The following is a 20465-nucleotide window of genomic DNA, read 5'->3' as shown; positions in this document are numbered from 1 at the left end:
CTGTCTCCATTATGGTGATGCGGGCCAGTCCGGCCAGCGTGGCAAATGCTGGTTATGTAACGCGCCACGCCGATACGCAATGCGGGTTTTCAATGCGGTGAAAACCCGATCCCCTTGAGACGACAATGACAAGCCTCAACACTTTCGGAACAGCAAATACGCCAAGCCCAGACAATAAAGGATCACAGTCTTATGCAGTCATCCACCACTTCGCTGATCAACGGTCTTTTGCGCGTGGGGTTGCATGGTGCAATGCGACCTCCGTTGCATAGCCTAATTTGCGAAAAGCCATCATCTTGTGGCCGCTGACGGTCTTGACGCTTCGTTTGAGTTTCGCCGCGGCGCGCGTTGGCGATAGTCCCTGTCGACAACAGCGCAGCACGTCATATTCCTTTGTCGTCAGGTCCGCGTTAAGCGCCGTATCCTTTGCCAAGGCGGGCACGCCAGTCAAGCCATTGCTGCCGATATCACGACCGTCATCTGTCCGCTCTGAGAGATAGCGCTTGCCGGCCGCCACGATATAAAGCGCATCGATCATCTCCATCACTGATTGGCGTTTCGACAGAAAGCCATGTGCCCCCGCATTGAATACAGCATCGGTGGTGATGGGATCATCCAGCGCCGAACACACCAATATCCGAGTACCGTTAAAACGCACACGCAAGCGCTGGATCAAGGCAATGCCATCTACATCATCATCGGACAATTGCAGATCCAGCAGGACGATGTCCGCGCCACCATGGCGCAGCACATTGGTCAGCGAGGCACTGTCCCCCAGACTCGCCAGCACCGTCATGTCCGGCTGCGCCTCTATGAGAGTGCCATACGCTTCACGAACCAGCGGATGATCATCTACAAGCACGACGCGCCATGCGCGCGCCTTTGCGCTTTCTCGAGCGATATTCATCGTTCCCTCGTCGCTTGGTTGTATCACCTCTCGCAAACCGGAGGAGAATCATTGCCCGTGACATTATCGCGACCGCGATACACCAATCCAAGCGGGCATCGAAGAAATCAGAAAAGTCTGATCCTTTGTCGCAATTGGATGAGGCCGTGAAGCGATGCGCAGTGCAGCGACACGCGTTCGCCCTCATGCATCAGGGGCGACGAACGGATAAGCAAACGGCCGTATCAATCCTGCGAATGGATGGAAGAACGGTGGCGGCATCGCTTGGAAACGCCGGTTAATCGTGCGATGCCCCACCTTATCGGTTGCGCTTCATAGGGTCTGACTGCTACTCTAATGGCCGTGACAAGCACTGTTGCATCGTGTGCCGACGCGGGACAAGGGGCAGGCGGCATACGTCCGCTACAAGGACCGTTGGCAGCGCGGTGACGACGGGCGAGAAACCCACGCGCATTCGACTCGCGTTGGATTGAGGCCCCCTGGGTCGCGTCGTCACCACCCTTATCCAATGCCCTCGCCGCGCTTGTGGACACGGCAGCGGTGATAAGCATGGTGCTTGTTCCGCCTGCATGTGCGCCTTGTTCTGCGGCGTCCTGTCTTGCTTTACCTCGCACCAGGGGAGTGCCACTGCGTCATACAGTGAGATTTGCTCGTTCGCGTCAGCGCGCATTCCAACGATGCGCCCTGACCGGACATGCGCCGTTTTGACACCGTTTTCCGACGCGTTGCCGGAGGACGTTTGCGACGCCCTATTTTTTCGCCACTCGCGGGTTCCAGTCAGCGCGCGTGGCGCGACCTACCATTCGACCGGTTCCAGATTGGCGCACGCGTTGCGACGAACCGGCGAAACACGAAAATTCATGTCTTTTACCGAACTCGGCTTATCTGAACCTATTCTGCGCGCCGTCACGGACCTGGGCTATACGACGCCCACTCCCATCCAGTTGCAAGCCATTCCCGCCGTTCTCGAAGGAGGCGACCTGCTCGCCGGTGCGCAAACGGGTACCGGCAAGACCGCCGGCTTCACCTTGCCGCTGCTCGAACGTCTGACGCGATTACCGGCCAAGCCGGGCAAGGCGACAATCCGCGCACTGGTTCTTACCCCCACACGAGAGCTCGCGGCGCAGGTCGAGGAAAGCGTACGCGGCTATGGGAAATACCTGAAACTGCGGTCGATGATGATGTTTGGCGGCGTGGGGATCAATCCGCAGATCGATCAACTGCGCCGTGGCGTCGATATCCTGGTGGCCACCCCTGGCCGGCTGCTGGACCACCTGTCGCAAGGCACCGTCGATTTGTCCGGCGTGCAGATCCTGGTCCTTGACGAAGCGGACCGGATGCTCGATATGGGTTTCATCCGTGATATCCGCAAGGTGCTGGCCGCACTCCCACCGAAGCGCCAGAACCTCCTGTTCTCCGCGACGTTCTCCGACGAAATCAAGACACTGGCCGCAGGCCTGCTCGACGCACCGCGCACGATCGAGGTTGCACGTCGCAACACGACAGCCCAGACCGTCGATCAACGTGTCTATCTGGTCGACCGCGAGCGCAAGCGCGAACTGCTGACAAAGTTGATTCGCGACAACAATTGGTATCAAGTCCTGGTCTTTACCCGCACCAAGCACGGCGCCAATCGTCTGGCCGAACAGCTCGATCGCGACGGCATTCGTGCCCTGGCGATCCATGGCAACAAGAGCCAGTCGGCGCGGACGCGCGCGTTGGCCGAATTCAAGGATGGTACGCTGCAGGCGCTGGTGGCAACCGATATTGCCGCACGCGGCATTGATATCGACCAATTGCCGCACGTTGTCAACTTCGACCTGCCGAACGTCGCGGAAGACTATGTTCATCGGATCGGTCGCACCGGCCGCGCGGGGGCGACGGGGGAAGCCTGGTCGCTGGTCTGCATCGACGAGAAGCAGTTGCTGGTGGATATCGAAAAGCTCATCAATCGCAGCTTGCCGAAGGAAATCCTCGCCGGCTTCGAACCCGATCCGTCCATCAAGCCCGAGCCGATCCAGAAGCGTGGGGGCGGCGGAGGCGGCGCGCAACGCGGCGACCCACAACGGAGCCGTGAAGGACAGCGCGATGGTGTACAGTCGAGCGGCCACGCTGGCGGGCGAGATAACGCGAATCGCGATGGACAGGGATCGCGTGGCAGCCAGGGACAGGGCGCGAACGATGCGCGACGTCCGGTAGCAGATCGCCCCGCGCGCCACGCGGCCGGCGACGGCAAGCCGCGCCATGGCGGTGCGCCAAAGCCGCAGAACCCGGCCGGGCGCGGGCCACGGCAAGCACATGGGAACAGCGGCCATACGGCCAGCGCACCACGCGTGCACGCGGATTCAGGTGCGGATCGCGGTCAATCGCGGACATCCCGTCCGGGCGGCAACACCGGCGGCCTGGCGAACGCGCCACGCAATGCCGCATTGCTGTCGCGCGGTGCCCGCGGCGACCGGTCCTGATACTTCTTGTTGTGGCGTTATTCCGCGGACGGCATGGCGAAGCGGGTCAGGGCGGCCTGCTGAACACGCCAGCGCACGGCGGTTTCCCGCCGGCAGGCTGCATCGCCAGTCAGGCGATACCGGATACCCGACGTTAATTCGGCATACGGTACCTTCTGCGCCTCCCCCTCCACCAGTAGCAACTCATGGCACACGAGCGTCGGTGCCGACGCGTCAACGACCAAGGGGGCGCGGCGCAGTGCCCGCAGTCGTAGCTGGTGGAAGTGTCCGTCGAAGACGAAATCGAGCGTCGCCCGTTCCTCGCGCACGATGTTGCTATTGGCCCGTGCCGTCGGCCATAACGCGATACGCACTTGTACTTCGCCAACAACCACCACTTCGCCCGGGCCAAGCAGCGATGTCACAGGCCATCCATCGACGCCGGTAGTCAATAATGAAAGGGTGAATTGAGGTGAGGTCGCTTCCTGCGGATGCATGTCAGATGCCGCCGGGTGGACACCCGTGACATCCTCGTTACCCGGAACATCGGCCATCGCCAACCGCAATGCGGACGCCAGCACGTCCAGCGTACTGACGATGGCGCGTTCCCTTGCCGGCTTACCGGAAGAAGACATGTTGCAGCACCCCCGCGAGGGGCGGCTGAATCGTCGATTGCAATTTCCTTGGCAGATCGAGCGGTTTCATCAGCATTTTCAAGCACATGTCCGCCGATAGGTTACGGCGGACCAGCCGATTCACGCGGTGGCTCATCGCACGGTACTGCGGCGTGTCCCGCGGCTCCGTGTGATAGCGCTCGGCGAATACGTGCCGCAAGGCGATATCGGAATCCTCGCTCTTGATCTCGATGACGCGCCGGACCACCGCACCCAGCACTTTCCAGCGACTATTCTTCTCAGTCGCGTTATAGCGCTTGAAATACTGAAAGAAATGCTTGTAATGACGCACTTCATCCGCGCGAATATTGGAGGTCAATTGCTTAAGGATCGGCTCATCGGTGCATTCGTTGATGGCACGGTACAACGTAGCGGTGCCTGTTTCAACCACGCAGCGGGCGGCCATTTCAAGCGCCGGGGTTTTTTCGAACTCCTCGATACTGCACGTCTTGGAATATTCGTCGAAAAAACTCTTGAATGACTTATCCCAATCGAAATCCGGCCAGACGTAGGCGATATACGCTTTCAACGCACGGCCGTGTTGAAGCTCCTCGGCTTCCCAATTCGTGTTCAGCCAATCCTCGACTTCGGTATCGCCCGCGAAGTATTCGGCCAGATTACTGCTGTAAAGGTCCGAGCCGCTTTCGATGAACGATGACGCGCACAATAGCGCGACGAGGTCCTCATTACGGGCGACCACCTCGGGTTGTATCGACGCAAAGTCGATATCCTCGAGTCGCCACGGTAGCGTTGGAACATGTCCGGTTTGCACTTTGCTGCCTCCGAGAGCCATGTCTTGCATGTCTTTTCTCAGTCCGTCCGCATGGCCTGCGAGTGGAATGGTGTGTATGGATAAAATCCCGGGTGAATCCTGGCTAACCTAACCTTCTGATTCCCCCTGACGGCGCCAACCGTCGCGTGATAGACCTGCAGGTAATCGCCGGTCCCATCGCCGCGGCGAGTTTCATCAGCTTGCCATATGGCCCATCATCGCCATCATAATGAACTTTGGACGAATGCGCGTTACACCTGATGACGTACACCCCTTCTAATAGTTGATAACCGTGTCGGAATTTCACTTATCTACCGTCAATTACGCGTAAGAAATAGTAAGCATATTGTTAGAAAAGCATGATTGTAAAATCTGCCAGATAGTACATGGTGAATCGGCATATTGGCACGATTGGGTAGCGGCGTATCTCGCGCCTCACGAGCCAATCGGCGACATACGCGACGTTTCACTGGATTGACGCGTTGCTTCAATGAGTCATCCACATCCATCCGCCATGGACATGGCGTGCAATACAGGGCAATGCAGACAACGAAACTGGCCGATAGAAGCATAACTTATGCCTATTCGCATCATGCACGTGTCGCGCCGGCATGGAGAGGACCGACTATCGATTCATGCTGCCTGACCGGTTATAATCTTCTGTTTCAATTTTCGTCGCATGCCTTGCGGACCACCGCCCCGGGAATCCGGGTTCCGCATCCGTCCGGAACGGCACGTAGCGCGCTTTCCATCCTACTAAACGCCCCCAGGTCAACCACTGCGATCGGCGCCCCCACGATGACTACCGAAAACCACACCTTGTCGGACACGATGTCCCTCTCCCCGGCCAGCCCGGCCAATACGGCCGCCAGCCCGAGTACACCACGTCAGAAAAAGATTTTCATCAAGACGTATGGGTGCCAGATGAACGAGTACGACTCCGACAAAATGGCTGATGTGCTCGGCGCGGCCCAGGGTCTGGTGCAAACCCAGACACCTGATGATGCGGATGTCATTCTTTTCAATACCTGCTCGGTACGCGAAAAAGCGCAGGAGAAGGTGTTTTCCGAACTCGGCCGGGTCAAGGTGCTGAAGGAGAACAATCCGGACCTGATCATCGGCGTGGGCGGTTGCGTGGCCAGCCAGGAAGGCGCGGCGATCGTCTCGCGCGCGCCCTACGTCGACGTCGTATTTGGGCCGCAAACGCTGCACCGACTGCCAAAAATGATTGACGCGCGGCGTGCCACGGGCCGCTCGCAGGTGGATATCTCGTTTCCGGAGATCGAAAAGTTCGACCATTTGCCGCCAGCCCGCGTCGAAGGACCGAGCGCGTTCGTTTCCATCATGGAAGGGTGCAGCAAGTACTGCAGCTATTGCGTGGTGCCTTACACGCGCGGCGAGGAAGTCTCCCGGCCGCTGGACGACGTATTGACCGAGATCGCCGAACTGGCGGACCAGGGCGTACGCGAAGTCACCTTGCTGGGGCAAAACGTCAATGCCTACCTGGCACCGCTGTCAAAAGACCTGGCCGACGCAGCCGACGAAGACAAGATCGATTTCGCCGGTCTGATCGAACTGGTCGCGGATATCCCTGGCATCGAGCGCATCCGCTACACGACATCGCATCCGAAGGAATTTACGCAGCGCCTCATCGATGCCTACGCAAAAGTGCCGAAGCTCGTCGATCACCTGCACCTGCCCGTGCAGCACGGCTCCGACCGGGTTCTGATGGCGATGAAGCGCGGCTATTCGGTTCTGGAGTACAAATCGGTCATCCGCAAGCTGCGCGCCATTCGCCCGAATCTGTCGGTGTCGACCGATTTTATCGTCGGCTTTCCTGGCGAGACAGAAGACGATTTCGACAAGTTGATGGCACTGGTCGAGCATATTGGCTATGACACGAGCTATTCGTTCATCTACAGCCCGCGCCCCGGCACGCCGGCGGCCAATTTGCACGACGATACGCCCCATGACGTCAAGCTGAAGCGGTTGATGCACCTCCAAGCCACGATTGAGGCCAACGTGCGCCGTATAAGCGATGGCATGCTTGGAAGCGTACAGCGCATTCTGGTGGAAGGGCCATCGCGGAAAGATCCGAACGAATTGCACGGTCGTACGGAGAATAACCGGGTGGTCAATTTTCCAGCACCTCCCGGATCGCACGCACGCCTGACCGGCCAAATGATCGATGTATATATCGATCAGGCATTTCCCCACTCGCTGCGGGGCCGTATCGTCACCGCCGACGATACGCAGGCGGTTGCCTGACCCATACCGGCCAAAATCGGGCAGACAAAGCAGCACGGTGTAATAATGCAAACGCAGCCAGGGTCTGCGGGGCCGGAAGCACTGACCGGCCGCGTCCGGAACCCTGCCCGATTGAGCCATGCGGCCATTTGTTCAGGACGAACCGTCTGGTCACTGCTGTTAGACACCGCGCGCCGCTGCCCGCGCACCTCTTTATCTGGAAAGGATGGCTGTCTCGCGTTGAAAATCGCCCAAGAAGAATTCGCCGCCCCGCGTGACGACAATCAGCGTCTCGCCAACTTGTGCGGCCCGCTGGATGAGAACCTGCGTCAGATCGAGCAGGCGCTGGACGTAACGCTGGCCCGGCGAGGACACCGGATCGCGGTGCGAGGCCGGAATGCCAAGGCCGCCGTTACCGCGTTGGAAAGCTTCTATAACCGCGCACGTGTGCCGCTGTCCCTGGAAGATGTGCAACTCGGACTGGTGGAGGCGCGTCATACCGGCACCGTGATCGGACTGCATACGGGGCGCACCGCCCGCGCGGGACAGTCCGGCTCGGCGACGAAAAGCCGATCATCCACCGCGACGGGGAAAAGTGCGACGCACACGGGGCCACTGCGGCACCCTACCGGCCCCGCTCTGCCACCCATGGTCGAATTGAGCGCGCGCGACGTGGCGCCGCCAGCGGCACTCGACGCGGATCCGCATGCGCTACCAACGCATCTTGGACCGGACGCCATCGTCTTGCATACCCGCAAGGCCGATTTGCGTGGCCGCACGCCGACACAGCATGCCTACCTGAAAGCGATCCTGTCGCACGACATCACGTTTGGCATCGGCCCGGCTGGTACCGGGAAGACCTACCTGGCGGTGGCGTGCGCGGTGGACGCGCTCGAACGCGACCAGATCAAGCGTATCGTGCTGACGCGGCCGGCGGTGGAGGCCGGCGAGCGGCTGGGTTTTCTGCCCGGCGACCTGACGCAGAAAGTCGATCCCTACCTGCGTCCACTGTACGACGCGCTGTATGACCTGCTCGGCTTCGACCGCACGGCGAAGATGTTCGAGAAACAGATGATCGAGATCGCGCCGCTGGCTTATATGCGAGGCCGGACACTCAATCACGCGTTCATCATCCTCGACGAGGCGCAGAACACGACGCCGGAACAGATGAAAATGTTCCTGACGCGGATCGGCTTTGGGTCGAAAGCAGTGGTGACCGGCGATACGACCCAGGTCGACTTGCCGCGCGGCCACCGCAGCGGCCTGCTCGACGCGAAAGAGATTCTAGCCAATGTACGGGGTATCGCGATGACGCAATTCACAAGCGTCGATGTCGTGCGGCATCCGCTCGTCGGCCGGATCGTCGATGCGTATGAGGCCCACGCAAAGCAGAAGGATGGCAGTGACCGCGGCGCGTTTCTATCGCCGCATTGATGTGATCCGGCAGCCGCACCCTACGCAACACACCCACCTACCGCCATGACAATCGAAGACGCCGCCCCGGGCGCGGACGATATCGACGACGATCAATCCTCCGAGCCGCCAAAACTGACGCTTGAGGTGCAGTTCGCCGCCCCTGCGTTTGCCGCGCATCGCAAACTGCTGACGAAGCCCGTACTGACGGAGTGGGTGCGGGCTGCAATCTTCGACGACGCGGCACTGACACTGCGCTTCGTCGATTCGGACGAAGGCAAGGTATTGAACCGCACCTACCGTGGCAAAGACTACGCGACGAATGTGCTGACATTCGCCTACGCCGAATCGGAAGAGGACCCCGTGACCGGCGATATCGTCCTTTGCTGCCCCGTGGTGGAAAGTGAAGCGACCGAGCAGGGCAAACCGCTGCTGGCGCACTATGCGCATCTGGTCATCCACGGCGTGCTGCATGCGCAGGGCTACGACCACGAAGACGATGAAGAGGCAGAGGAAATGGAGGCCATCGAGACCGAGTTGCTCGAAAGCCTGGGCTTCCCTGATCCTTACGCGGACGATGTTGAAGACGACGATGGCGCCGAACCAGCCGCCCCCCGCGTGCTGCATTGAAGGCGCCCCATGTCGAATCTTGATGAACGCGACAGCCTCGCTGGCATTTACCCTCCTCCGAACGGCGCGGTTGTCCATTTATCAGAGGCGGACCTTGCGGCGTCACGGCGGCAGGCATTTGCGTCGCACGCCGAAGCCGACGACATCTGGATCTTCGGCTATGGCTCGCTGATCTGGAACCCCGGCTTGCCCGTCCTGGAAGCGGTACGCGCCCGCGTCCATGGCTATCACCGCGGCTTGTTCATGTGGTCCCGGCTTAATCGCGGCACCGCGGAACAACCCGGTCTCGTCCTGGCGATCGATCGCGGCGGTTCCTGCTCCGGCATGGCTTTCCGGCTTGCCTTCGCCGGAAGCACGCCGCACTTGGAAACGCTATGGCAACGGGAAATGTCACTCGGCGCCTACCGCCCTGCCTGGCTTTCCTGCCGGCTGACCGATGGGCGCCAGGTCCGTGCGCTCAGCTTTGTCATCCGCCGCGATTCCGCGGCGTACGCCGGCTTGTTGCCGGACGCGGTGCTACGCCATGTCATGCGGCAGGCCAGCGGCATCTACGGAACCACACGCGAATACGTCGAGAAAACCGTTGCCGCCTTGCGGGCGGCCGGTATTCCAGATCCGCACCTGGAACGGCTGCTGGCGCGCTGCGTCGATCCAACATGATGATGACGGGACAATGACAAATCGTCGATGAAATAGTCGAGTCGGCAAAAAACGCCACCGCTTGCCTGACTGAAAGGCCGTGCCATCCCATGGTAGCCGGGCTTTTCTGGCCGATCCCCGCCGATAGTGTATGCTTCCAATCTTGAACGTCACCATTGCGTCCAGACACCCCGGCCGCCTTCGTCCGTCTGCTGCTGCGTCCGCCTGCCTGCCTGCCGCCTTTTCGGCATGTCTCGGCTGGCTCAGGCGTGGCCTCGCGCCGAGACGTGCCGCCGACGGCGACGCTCCACCATGAACGACCCATATCCTAGTAGACGCAACACCGATAGACCCCGTTCCCTGCTCGAACGGTTGACCGACCTGATCTCTCCGGAACCGGATTCGCGGGCCGAGTTGCTCGAAATCCTGCAGGATGCGCACGAGCGCAACCTGATCGATGCCGACTCCCTGTCGATGATCGAAGGAGTTTTCCAGGTTGCCGAGATGAGCGCGCGCGACGTAATGGTGCCGCGCGCCCAGATGGATGCCATCAATATCGACGAATCGCCGGACACCTTCCTGCCGTTCATGCTCGATAAGGCCCATTCGCGCTATCCGGTCTATGAAGGCAGCCGCGACAACGTGATCGGCGTGCTGCTGGCGAAGGACCTGCTGCAGTTCTACAAGGAAGATGCCCCGGAACATCGCGAGACGTTCGATGTCCGGTCCATGCTGCGCCCGGCTGTCTTCATTCCTGAATCGAAGCGCCTCAACGTGCTGCTGCATGATTTTCGCGTCAATCGCAATCACCTGGCCATCGTCGTTGACGAATATGGCGGTGTCGCCGGCTTGATCACGATCGAGGACGTGCTGGAGCAGATCGTCGGCGATATCGAGGACGAGTTCGATTTCGACGAGGAAGAGGACAATATCATCGCCGCGCCGGATGGCCGTTACCGTGTGCGCGCCTTGACCGAGGTCGCCCAATTCAACGAGGTATTCGGCGCAACCTATGGCGACGACGAAGCAGACACGATCGGGGGCCTTGTAACGCACCGCTTCGGTCGCGTGCCGCACCGTGGAGAAGCCATCGATATCGATGGCTTCTCTTTCGAGATCCTGCGCGGTGACGCCCGGCAACTGCACGTACTGCTGGTCACCCGACTACCCGAACCGTCGCTACAGGACGGTGACGGCTCGACGCACGACAACTGATGCGCGACGAGACCACCGACCGCGCCCAGCGACCAACCAGTATCGACACATCGGCGGCCGCTCGCCGTGGACGGCTGGCACGCATGGGCGCAGCCCTTGGCACGATCGGCTGGCGGCGCACCGCCAGCGCGCTCGGCCTCGGCGTGTTATCCACCCTCACCTTTGCCCCGGTACCGCAAGGCGGATGGTTGCAATTGCCTCTGCTGGCCGTGCTGTTCGGACTGCTGGCATTGTCGCGCAATCGGCTTAGTGCGTTGATCACCGGTTTCCTGTTCGGTGTCGGCAATTTTGTCAGCGGCCTATACTGGCTCTATATCAGCATGCACCACTACGGTGGCATGCCGGCCGTGATGGCCGGCGCCGCTGTCGTCCTGTTTGCCGCCTACCTGGCCCTCTACCCGGCGTTGGCCTGCGGCGCCTGGTTTGTCGCCACCCCCCTGTCGAACGATCCTGCCTCGGTCGGCCCGCTGCGGATCACCAGCTCCGATGCGGTGACCAACAGCGCCGCCGCTCACGCGACGTCATCCGATGTGTCGGCAGCGGACCTTTCCGCGTTCAATGCACCCATCCGAGGTTTGCCCTGGCGCCCCCTGCGCCTGGATCGCACACCGAGCCGCCCGGTGCGCGCGCGCCGCATCGGGCGACTGCTGTTGTCGGCGGTGCTGTTCGGGGCGACGTGGGCGTTGGGCGAATGGTTGCGCGGCACGGTGTTCACCGGTTTTCCCTGGTTGTCGATCGGCTATGCCCAGGTGGATGGCCCGTTCGAAGGGTTTGCCGCGCTCGTGGGCGTGTATGGCGTTGGATTCATTACCGCCACCTGCGCGGCACTGCTCACCCAATGTGTTTTTGGTGTTCGCCGGCATGCCAATCTCACCGGTGTGGTGTGCGGCAGCACGGCGCTCGTGCTCGTCGCGCTTGGCCTGGGGGGACGCTGGCTGCACTTTACCCATCCCGATACCGCCCCCCTGACCGTTCGGCTGTTGCAAGGCGACATTGGGCAAAGCATCAAGTTCTCCCAAGCCGGCCTCGACCATTCGCTGGCCCTGTACCAGCAATTGATCACCGCGAAAGCCGCGGACTTGATCGTGACGCCGGAAACGGCCTTGCCGATCGTGATTAACGATACCCCGGAACGTTTTGCCCAGGCGACTCGGGCATTTGTCGATCGCACGGGCTCGTCGCTCCTCCTCGGCGCGGCGGGCGTGACGGACCGCGACGGGCATCTGTCCTATACGAACTCGACATTCGGTCTGAGTCCGGGGCAGTCGTTGTTGTATCGCTACGATAAACACCACCTGGTGCCGTTCGGCGAATTCGTGCCCTGGGGCTTCCGGTGGTTCGTGCAGTTGATGCAGATTCCGCTTGGTGATTTTGCCCGCGGCGCGCCCGTGCAACCGCCGTTCATCGTCAAGGGCGAGCGCTTTGCAGTCAATATCTGCTACGAAGACTTGTTCGGTGAGGAAATTGCCGCCAATCTGCGCGGACAGGCAATGCCGGCAGGCGTGCTGGTGAACTCGACGAACCTGGCGTGGTTCGGCGACTCGATCGCGCTGGACCAGCATCTGCAAATCTCGCGGATGCGGGCTCTGGAAATGCAACGCCCTGTGATCCGCGCGACCAATACCGGCACGACCGCCGCGATCGATGCCAACGGTGACGTGCAAGCGCGCCTGCCCGCGGAAACGGTGGGCGCCTTGGACGCCACCGTGCAAGGGATGCAAGGCACCACGCCGTATATCCGATTTGGCAACGTACCGGTGCTGGTCGCCGCGCTGGTCATCCTGCTTGGTGCCTTTGCCGGCGGGCGAAAGCGCCGGGACTAGGCTCCCTGGCGTCATTGGCAGGAAATCCCAGGCCGGGACCCGATGAAAGAGGCTAGAATCGAGGGTTTCCGAGCCGCGTCCCGCCGCTCTCGACCGCTTTTGACGCTTTTCGTTTTTCCATGCTCACTTTCCAGCAAATCATCCTGACCTTGCAGTCGTATTGGGACAAGCAAGGTTGTGCGGTCCTTCAGCCCTACGATATGGAAGTGGGCGCGGGCACCTCGCACACCGCCACGTTCCTGCGCGCAATCGGCCCCGAACACTGGCGCGCCGCCTATGTGCAGCCATCGCGTCGGCCGAAGGATGGACGTTACGGCGAAAATCCGAACCGCCTGCAGCACTATTACCAATTCCAGACGGTCATGAAACCGGCCCCGGACAATATCCTGGAGCTGTACTTTGGATCGTTGAAGGCGCTGGGCCTGGATCTGCAGCAGAACGACGTGCGCCTGGTGGAGGACGATTGGGAAAACCCGACGCTCGGCGCCTGGGGACTTGGCTGGGAAGTCTGGCTGAACGGGATGGAAGTCACCCAGTTCACGTACTTCCAACAGGTGGGTGGCATCGACTGCATGCCGGTGCTGGGCGAGATCACCTACGGTATCGAACGCCTGGCGATGTACCTGCAGAAGGTCGAGAACATCTACGACCTGGTCTGGACCGAATGGGAAGAAAACGGCGAGCGTCGCGTGCTGAAATACGGGGACGTCTTTCACCAAAACGAAGTAGAGCAATCGACCTACAACTTCGAGCATGCCAACGCGCCGATGTTGTTCGATTTCTTCACGCACTACGAATCCGAGGCAAAGCGGCTGATGGAAGTGCCGCTGGCGCTGCCGGCCTACGAAATGGTGTTGAAGGCGGCACACACGTTCAACCTGCTCGATGCCCGCGGCGCGATCTCGGTGACCGAGCGTGCCGCGTATATCGGCCGAATCCGGACGCTGGCGCGAACCGTGGCGCAAGCGTATTACGCCTCCCGCGAGAAACTCGGCTTCCCGATGGCGCCGCCGGAAACACGGGCCTTGATGACCCCGCCCGCCGCAACCACTAAGGCAGCCTGACCCTGCCCCATGCCATGTCGCACGCACCGCGCTAGGACACACGGGCACAGGAGCGGGTGAACGCCTGCAGCAAAAACCGCTGCAACACGGATTAATGGACGGGCTTGCTCCGGTCCCGGATCGAATCTTGAATGACCATGACGCACACAGCCACGCTACTCGTTGAACTCCTGACCGAGGAACTGCCGCCGAAGGCGCTGGCCCGCCTTGGCGACGCCTTTGCCAGCGGTATCGCCACGCGCCTGGCGAATGACAATCTGATCGATACCGTCACGACAGGCAACGCGCCGGTCTTCACCACGTTTGCCACGCCGCGCCGCCTTGCCGTACTGCTTCCCGGTGTGCGATCACAGGCAGCGGAGCAACGCGTGCGCCAGAAAGTGCTGCCGGTACAAGTGGCGCTCGATGCAAACGGCCAGCCCACGCCACCATTGGCAAAGAAGCTCGCGGCGCTGGGATTTCCCGACATCGGCGTCGACGCACTGGAGCGCGCGCCGGATGGCAAGACCGAGGCGCTGTTTCTGAACTACACGGCCCCCGGTGCGTTGTTGGCCGACGCGCTGCAATCAGCGTTGACGGAGACGCTCGCGAAACTGCCGGTACCGAAGATGATGACCTACCAGCGATATACGCCGGGCAAGGTGGAAGTGGTGAATTTCGTGCGTCCGGTGCATCGCTTGACGGCACTACACGGCGATGCGATCGTCCCGGTCTCGGCCTTCGGCCTGCCCGCGGGGCGCACGACGCTTGGCCATCGTTTTCTGTCGGATGGCGAGATCGCACTGCCCGATGCAGATACGTACACCGATGTCCTGGGACAACAAGGCCGGGTGGTGGCAAGCCAGGCCGCGCGGCGCGAATCAATCGTCCGCCAACTGCGTGACATCGCCGGCGACGATCAGGTGATCATGCCTGACAGCCTGCTCGATGAAGTCTCGGCATTGGTCGAATGGCCACGCGTCTACGCCTGCCATTTCGATGACGCGTTCCTGGAAGTACCGCAGGAATGTCTGATCCTGACGATGCAGACGAACCAGAAGTATTTCGCGCTGACGGACGCCGCCGGCAAGCTGCGTTCGCGCTTCCTCGTCGTGTCGAACATCGATACCGACACACCACACGACATCATCGAAGGCAATGCCCGCGTGATCCGACCGCGCCTGGCAGATGCTCGCTTCTTTTTTCAGCAGGATAAGAAGAAACCGCTGGCCGATCGCGTTGCGCAACTCGGCAATGTCGTCTATCACAACAAGCTGGGCTCGCAGTTGGCACGCACCGAACGGATGGTCGCGATTGCCGAAGTCATTGCGCCGCGCATGGGTGCGGACGTGACACTGGCGGCACGCGCCGCACGATTGGCGAAGGCGGACCTGATCACGGACATGGTCGGCGAATTCCCCGAGCTGCAAGGCACGATGGGCACGTACTACGCCCGCCACGACGGCGAGGCGGCGGAAGTCGCACTCGCATGTTCGGAACATTACCAACCGCGTTTCTCCGGTGATACGTTACCGACGACGGCGACCGGCACCGTGGTGGCGTTGGCGGACAAGTTGGAAACGCTGGTGGGTATTTGGGGTATCGGCCTTGCTCCTACCGGTGAGAAAGATCCGTTCGCGCTGCGGCGGCAAGCGCTGGGCGTGCTGCGGATTCTGATCGAAAAACAGTTGCCGCTCGACCTGCGCGCATTGCTGCACGCCGCCTATGCGCCGTTTGCAACGATGGCGACCGTGACGGACCCGGTGGATGCGCTGTACGGTTTCTTCCTCGATCGACTGCGCCCGTTGCTGCGTGACCGTGGCTATGCATCGAACGAAATCGAAGCCGTGCTGTCTGATGCGCCCACGCGCTTCGATGACGTCATCGCGCGCCTTGATGCCGTTCGTGCCTTTGCGTCACTGCCTGAGTCCGACGCGCTCGCCGCGGCGAACAAGCGGATTGGCAATATCCTGAAGAAATCCGAAGATGGCGTGGTGGCATCGGGCATGGCCGTCGAGTCCGGTGTGCAACCGGCGCTGTTGCAGGAAGCCGCGGAGACAGCGTTGTACGGAGACCTGGAACGCGTGGCGCCTGCGGCACGCGCGCACCGCGCCGCAGGCGAGTATGCACAGGCGCTGACGGTGCTCGCCGGTCTGCGTGGAAGCGTCGACGCCTTCTTCAACGACGTGATGGTCAACGCCGAGGACCCGGCCCTGCGGGCCAATCGACTGGCGTTGCTGCGCGAGCTGCATGCCGCGATGAACGCGGTCGCGGATATCTCGAAACTGGCGAGCTGACGGCACCCGGCCGGGTTCCGGATGGCGGCGGAGAAAACGATGGGTGTATACGGCAATCAAGACGGACAGCGCGGCACGGCACACGGCCGCAAGCTGGTCGTGCTCGACCGAGATGGCGTGATCAATCACGACTCGGCCGCGTTCATCAAGTCACCCGATGAATGGCAACCGATTCCCGGCAGCCTGGAAGCCATTGCGCGGCTGAATCGCGCCGGTTACCGGGTTGTCGTGGCGACGAACCAGTCCGGCATTGGTCGCGGCCTGTTCGATACCGCCATGCTGAACGACATTCACGAGAAGATGCATCGTGCCGCTGCCGCGGCCGGTGCACGGATCGAAGCGGTGTTCTTCTGCCCCCATACCAACCGCGACGCCTGCCTGTGCCGCAAGCCACTGCCCGGCATGATGCACGAAATCGTGGAGCGCTACGACGTGGCCGATGCCTCCAAGGTGCCGATGGTCGGTGATGCGTTGCGCGACCTGCAAAGCGGTGCGGCGGCGGGTTTTGTCCCGCACCTCGTCAAGACCGGCAAGGGCGCCAAGACACTGGCCGATGCCGAGACGCAAGGCGCCGACCACGCGCTGCCGCCCGGGACGCGTATTCACGACGACCTGCGGCAATTCGCGCTGGATTTCCTGGCGCATCACGTGGATTAAGGACTGGGGTCATGCGCCTGCTGCGTTCCGTGTTGTTCCTGTTGTATATGTCTTTGCTGACGCCGGTTTACGCGATCACTTGTCTACTGGTCTTCGTGCTGCTGAATGCGCACCAGCGTTGGTCGATGGTCCGCGTCTGGTGTCGACTTTCGATCAATGGCGCGCGCGCCCTTTGCGGCATCCGATATCGCGTGATCGGCGAGGAAAACCTGCCGGACCGGCCCGTGGTCGTACTCGTCAAACATCAGTCGGCCTGGGAGACCATCGCCATCCCAGCGTTGTTGCGCGGTCCGCAGTGCTACGTCTTCAAGCGGTCCCTGCTTTATATTCCGTTCTTTGGCTGGACGCTGGGTCTGCTGAAGATGATCCATATCGACCGCAAGCAGGGGCCCCGGGCATTTGCGTCAGTGATCCGCCAGGGGAAGGAACGGATCGCCGATGGGTCGTCGGTCGTGATGTTCCCGGAAGGCACGCGCACCCCTACCGGCGTGACGGGCGTCTACAAGTCGGGCGGTGCGCGGTTTGCACTGGCGACGAACGCCGATGTCGTACCGATCGCCCATAACGCCGGACGCGTCTGGCCACGTAACACCCTGGTTAAGCATCCGGGCCTGGTGACGATCTCCATCGGGCCGGTGATTCGCACCGCCGGTCGCACGACCGACGACGTCAATAACGAAGTGGCTGGATGGATCGAAGCGGAGATGCGCCGAATCGATGCGTCCGCATATGCGTCGGAGAAAGTCACGGGTGCCTCGGCTGCGATCGATACGGCGAGTGCCACCGCCGCGCCTGCCGCGTCGACGGCAACCGTATCACCGGCAGCGCAGCAGGACGCGGCATCGCGCGTTTCCCCGTCTGCCGGCAACCCACCCGTCGATGCGACTTCTTGATCTGTTCCGGCGCCATCCGGACCCGGCTTCCGGGGGCACAGCTCATGGTACTCCGCCAAAAGCCGGGACGACCCGTCCGCCTCAGACGCGCCTGGTGCAGAAACGCCAGATCATGCTCGGAGATCGATGCATCGATTACACCCTGAAGCGTTCGTCGCGCCGCACCGTCGGCTTTGTAATCGATCGGGAGGGGCTGACAATCACGGCACCGTTGCGGCTTTCGTTGGCCACGCTGGATGAAGCGATTGTCTCGAAGCAAAGCTGGATCATCGGCAAGCTCGACAACTGGCTGGCCAAGTTTGCCGCCGAGCCGGCCGGTCCGATTCAATGGCAGGACGGCATGCTATTCCCGGTTTTCGGGGAGCCATATCATTTACGGATCGTCGCGTTGGCGACCGGACGGCGGACGACACAAGTCATTGCCCAACCGGTATCGCGGACGTTGACGCTGATGGTCCGCGACCCGTCAGATGCGGAGATGGTGCGACTGGCGTTGCTCCGTTGGCTGCAAGGCGAAGCGCGGCGCGTGTTCGCGGAGCGCCTTGATCATTACGCGGCGCGGATGGGCGTGCGCTACGTAGGCCTGGGCCTGTCATCGGCACGCACACGCTGGGGCAGTTGCTCCAGCACCGGACAGATTCGACTGCACTGGCGGCTGGCGCATGCGCCCATGACGCTGCTGGATTATGTCGTCGTCCATGAACTGGCACATCTGCGAGAAATGAACCACAGCGACCGCTTCTGGGCGATTGTGTCGCAGGAGATGCCAGATTACAGTGAACGGCGCGCTCGCTTGAGGGGACCCAATGCGGACTGGTTGCCGCATTGGTGATGGATTGCCCCAGAAATTTACGTTGGGTCTCCCGATCACGTTATCCAAGAAAATAGTGCGTAAATGCATTACCGGATATCGTCATGCGTCCGCGACAATCCGGCGATGGCAAGTCTGGCCGACAATGTCAGCCAGACACCGCAAATGTCAGCCGATCTTGAAAGCAAAATTGCGGATATTATCAACAGTAAGCGGCATATTGTTCATTGGATGCTTTGGCTTGCTGACAAGATATTCCGCAAGGTTTTTCATGTCCATGAACACGAGGTCCTTGTTGACATCGGCCTGATAGGCTTGGGGCGTGCTAGAGGCAACTTGTGCCAACCCGATCATCTGCTGATTCGGATTACTCAAGGACAGCTCCTCTCCGAAAAGGCAGGCCGTTGCCTGGTCCCGATCAGATTCCCCCTCGCAGTCCTCTGCATCCTTGAACCCCATGGCTTCGGCATCGGCTTTCGAGATCACACGCAACTCGTCGAATGCCGCGCAGATATTGTTGTAGTTCTGGATATATTGTTGCAGCGCTGCCTCTAACGCTTGGCGATTGCCTCTCTCCGGAACTACGGCCGACAAGATATCCTCCGTTGAGGCGGCAGGATTTTGGGTACGAATTCTCCAAGCAAATTGAACGTTGCTTTCCGCATTGCCTCGCCTCGGAATCACGAGCCTAGGCCGTACCTCTTCTCTACGTCTTCCTGTATCTCGCGGCAATGCGCCCTGTTGCGCAACGCCGCGCGCGCGTGGTGCGTCACGAGGGATTGTGGCGCGTGCCGCAGGCGGTGCATCGCCAGACGAGGCACCGCCTGCGGTGTTGCGCACACTCATACCTGTTCCGCGAGAGAACATAGGGGCACGCCGCGGTATGTCACGTATTGCACCGGACGGCGGCTCCGCGCGTGAGGAGGAAGGCGCAAATTGTGCAAGGGCCTCACGGAGTGCAATCGCAAGGGGTTCGTGATCACTGACACCAAGCATCACGAAATTTGGGAAATGCCGATCAAGAACACTTTCCGCCGTCCTGTCATAACGGGCGGTATACCCGTTCATCGTATTGGACAACATGGTATGCACATCGGCCAGGTCGACGTTGGCATCCCGGAGTTGCGTAATGATCTCGTTGACGCGCAAGGCGGAATTGGGGACAGGAAAACGGTGCGCTGCCGCCGGCGGTACGGCGCGGCTCGGCCTTGAGGGTTCAGGAGCGACACTGCCGCTCGCACGACTTTGTGGTTCGGGACCCGTGTGGCTCCTGCCCCGCGCTGATGTCCGCTGCTTGCTCACGAATTAGCGCCAAAGATCGCTGAAGTCTTGGGTTAGCGGTCCGTGGCGGTGACGCGGACGTAGACGCCTGTTCAGTGCCTTGACCGCGTTGCGGCGTACCGGTTCTTCTGAACGGACGCGTCAAAACACCTAAAACGGATTGCGTATCCCGCCGAAGCCATCGCGAAAGGATTGACGTCGGTCTACTCGATCCACGGCTTGCTGCCGCGTCATCCATCCGAGCTGTATGAAATGGCGTTGGAAGGGTTTGTGCTGTTCATTGTGATGTGGCTGTTCTCGCGCAAGCCGCGGCCGATGGGCGCAGTGACCGGTTTGTTTATCGTTGGCTGCGGTATTGCGCGACTCCTCGTTAAAATGACGCGGTAACCGGATGACTTTCTTGGTTTGTTGGCGCTCGGTTTGTCGATGGAGCAGTGGTTATCCTTTCCGATGATTTTAATTGGTATTGGCACAATCGTATGGGCGTATAAGCAGCGTACATCGGTCGCAGAATCGTCTCCCGCCGCTTAATGTCTTCGACCGTGTTGCCGGTTGATCAATGCAATTATTTCCCAATACACCGCCGTCTTCCTATTTCCACTCCGCGGGTTGTGGCTCGCGCTGCACGTCTCCGCATGGGTCGCATCCCAAACGCTTCGCCCCACGCGGCTCCGAGAATTGTTTAGGGTACGACCACGTACGTTCCATGGTCTACATTT

Annotated in this window: 15 protein-coding genes and 3 pseudogenes; 14 read left to right on the top strand and 4 right to left on the bottom strand. The window is 60.9% G+C overall.

Translation table 11 applies throughout. The annotated features are described in order from the left end of the window. Positions 1-217 precede the first annotated feature (217 nt). Entirely contained in the window at positions 218-907 is a 690-nt protein-coding gene (locus tag SJQ66_RS18625; RefSeq protein ID WP_036008650.1) for a response regulator transcription factor, read from the bottom strand. Positions 908-1767: 860 nt separating this feature from the next. On the opposite strand from SJQ66_RS18625, the gene SJQ66_RS18620 reads away from it, so the two are divergent. Further along, positions 1768-3372, top strand: a complete 1605-nt coding sequence (locus SJQ66_RS18620) for a DEAD/DEAH box helicase (RefSeq protein ID WP_320535151.1) — start codon at positions 1768-1770, stop codon at positions 3370-3372. Positions 3373-3389: 17 nt separating this feature from the next. Here the strand turns inward: SJQ66_RS18620 and SJQ66_RS18615 are convergent, their stop codons facing one another. After that, on the bottom strand, positions 3390-3986 hold the full coding sequence (locus SJQ66_RS18615) for a hypothetical protein (RefSeq protein ID WP_052738087.1): 597 nt from the start codon (positions 3984-3986) through the stop codon (positions 3390-3392). After that, positions 3970-4818 carry a ferritin-like domain-containing protein gene (locus SJQ66_RS18610; RefSeq protein ID WP_036008633.1) on the bottom strand — a complete coding sequence of 283 codons (849 nt, stop codon included), beginning with the start codon at positions 4816-4818 and terminating at the stop codon, positions 3970-3972. The genes SJQ66_RS18615 and SJQ66_RS18610 overlap by 17 nt, the downstream gene beginning before the upstream one ends. A gap of 810 nt (positions 4819-5628) precedes the next feature. Here SJQ66_RS18610 and miaB point away from each other — a divergent pair. From miaB to SJQ66_RS18555, 12 genes and pseudogenes are all read left to right on the top strand, one after another. Continuing rightward, complete coding sequence (gene miaB / locus SJQ66_RS18605) at positions 5629-7065, top strand: tRNA (N6-isopentenyl adenosine(37)-C2)-methylthiotransferase MiaB (RefSeq protein ID WP_253466382.1); 1437 nt, start codon at positions 5629-5631, stop codon at positions 7063-7065. A 219-nt stretch (positions 7066-7284) separates the two neighbouring features. Further along, positions 7285-7548: pseudogene (locus SJQ66_RS29760) on the top strand (PhoH family protein); the annotation flags it as partial. A gap of 240 nt (positions 7549-7788) precedes the next feature. Next, positions 7789-8478: pseudogene (locus SJQ66_RS29755) on the top strand (PhoH family protein); the annotation flags it as partial. A gap of 45 nt (positions 8479-8523) precedes the next feature. Then, a complete protein-coding gene (gene ybeY / locus SJQ66_RS18595; RefSeq protein ID WP_024902658.1) occupies positions 8524-9087 on the top strand; it encodes an rRNA maturation RNase YbeY in 564 nt (187 codons plus the stop codon). Positions 9088-9096: 9 nt separating this feature from the next. Further along, positions 9097-9747, top strand: a complete 651-nt coding sequence (locus tag SJQ66_RS18590) for a gamma-glutamylcyclotransferase (protein WP_046151849.1) — start codon at positions 9097-9099, stop codon at positions 9745-9747. A gap of 291 nt (positions 9748-10038) precedes the next feature. Continuing rightward, positions 10039-10941, top strand: a complete 903-nt coding sequence (locus tag SJQ66_RS18585; protein ID WP_024902656.1) for a CorC family transporter — start codon at positions 10039-10041, stop codon at positions 10939-10941. Then, a complete protein-coding gene (lnt, locus tag SJQ66_RS18580; protein ID WP_320535150.1) occupies positions 10941-12764 on the top strand; it encodes an apolipoprotein N-acyltransferase in 1824 nt (607 codons plus the stop codon). The genes SJQ66_RS18585 and lnt overlap by 1 nt, the downstream gene beginning before the upstream one ends. Positions 12765-12883: 119 nt before the next feature. Beyond that, a complete protein-coding gene (gene glyQ, locus SJQ66_RS18575; RefSeq protein WP_320535149.1) occupies positions 12884-13828 on the top strand; it encodes a glycine--tRNA ligase subunit alpha in 945 nt (314 codons plus the stop codon). A 131-nt stretch (positions 13829-13959) separates the two neighbouring features. Further along, positions 13960-16104, top strand: a complete 2145-nt coding sequence (glyS, locus tag SJQ66_RS18570) for a glycine--tRNA ligase subunit beta (protein ID WP_320535148.1) — start codon at positions 13960-13962, stop codon at positions 16102-16104. A gap of 39 nt (positions 16105-16143) precedes the next feature. After that, complete coding sequence (gene gmhB, locus SJQ66_RS18565; RefSeq protein WP_046151965.1) at positions 16144-16761, top strand: D-glycero-beta-D-manno-heptose 1,7-bisphosphate 7-phosphatase; 618 nt, start codon at positions 16144-16146, stop codon at positions 16759-16761. Positions 16762-16772: 11 nt separating this feature from the next. Next, the gene (locus tag SJQ66_RS18560) at positions 16773-17654 is read left to right on the top strand and encodes a lysophospholipid acyltransferase family protein (protein ID WP_082102341.1); all 882 of its coding nucleotides are present in this window, start codon (positions 16773-16775) and stop codon (positions 17652-17654) included. Beyond that, complete coding sequence (locus SJQ66_RS18555) at positions 17641-18486, top strand: M48 family metallopeptidase (RefSeq protein WP_320535147.1); 846 nt, start codon at positions 17641-17643, stop codon at positions 18484-18486. The genes SJQ66_RS18560 and SJQ66_RS18555 overlap by 14 nt, the downstream gene beginning before the upstream one ends. A gap of 147 nt (positions 18487-18633) precedes the next feature. Here the strand turns inward: SJQ66_RS18555 and SJQ66_RS18550 are convergent, their stop codons facing one another. Next, entirely contained in the window at positions 18634-19059 is a 426-nt protein-coding gene (locus SJQ66_RS18550) for a hypothetical protein (RefSeq protein ID WP_320535146.1), read from the bottom strand. Between the two features lie 879 nt (positions 19060-19938). Between SJQ66_RS18550 and SJQ66_RS18545 the strand changes: the two are divergent. Then, a pseudogene (locus SJQ66_RS18545) lies at positions 19939-20277 on the top strand (prolipoprotein diacylglyceryl transferase); the annotation flags it as partial. Positions 20278-20465 lie beyond the last annotated feature (188 nt).

This window comes from Robbsia andropogonis (assembly GCF_034047095.1).
Lineage (GTDB): Bacteria > Pseudomonadota > Gammaproteobacteria > Burkholderiales > Burkholderiaceae > Robbsia > Robbsia andropogonis.
This window is presented reverse-complemented; position numbering and strand designations above follow the sequence as displayed.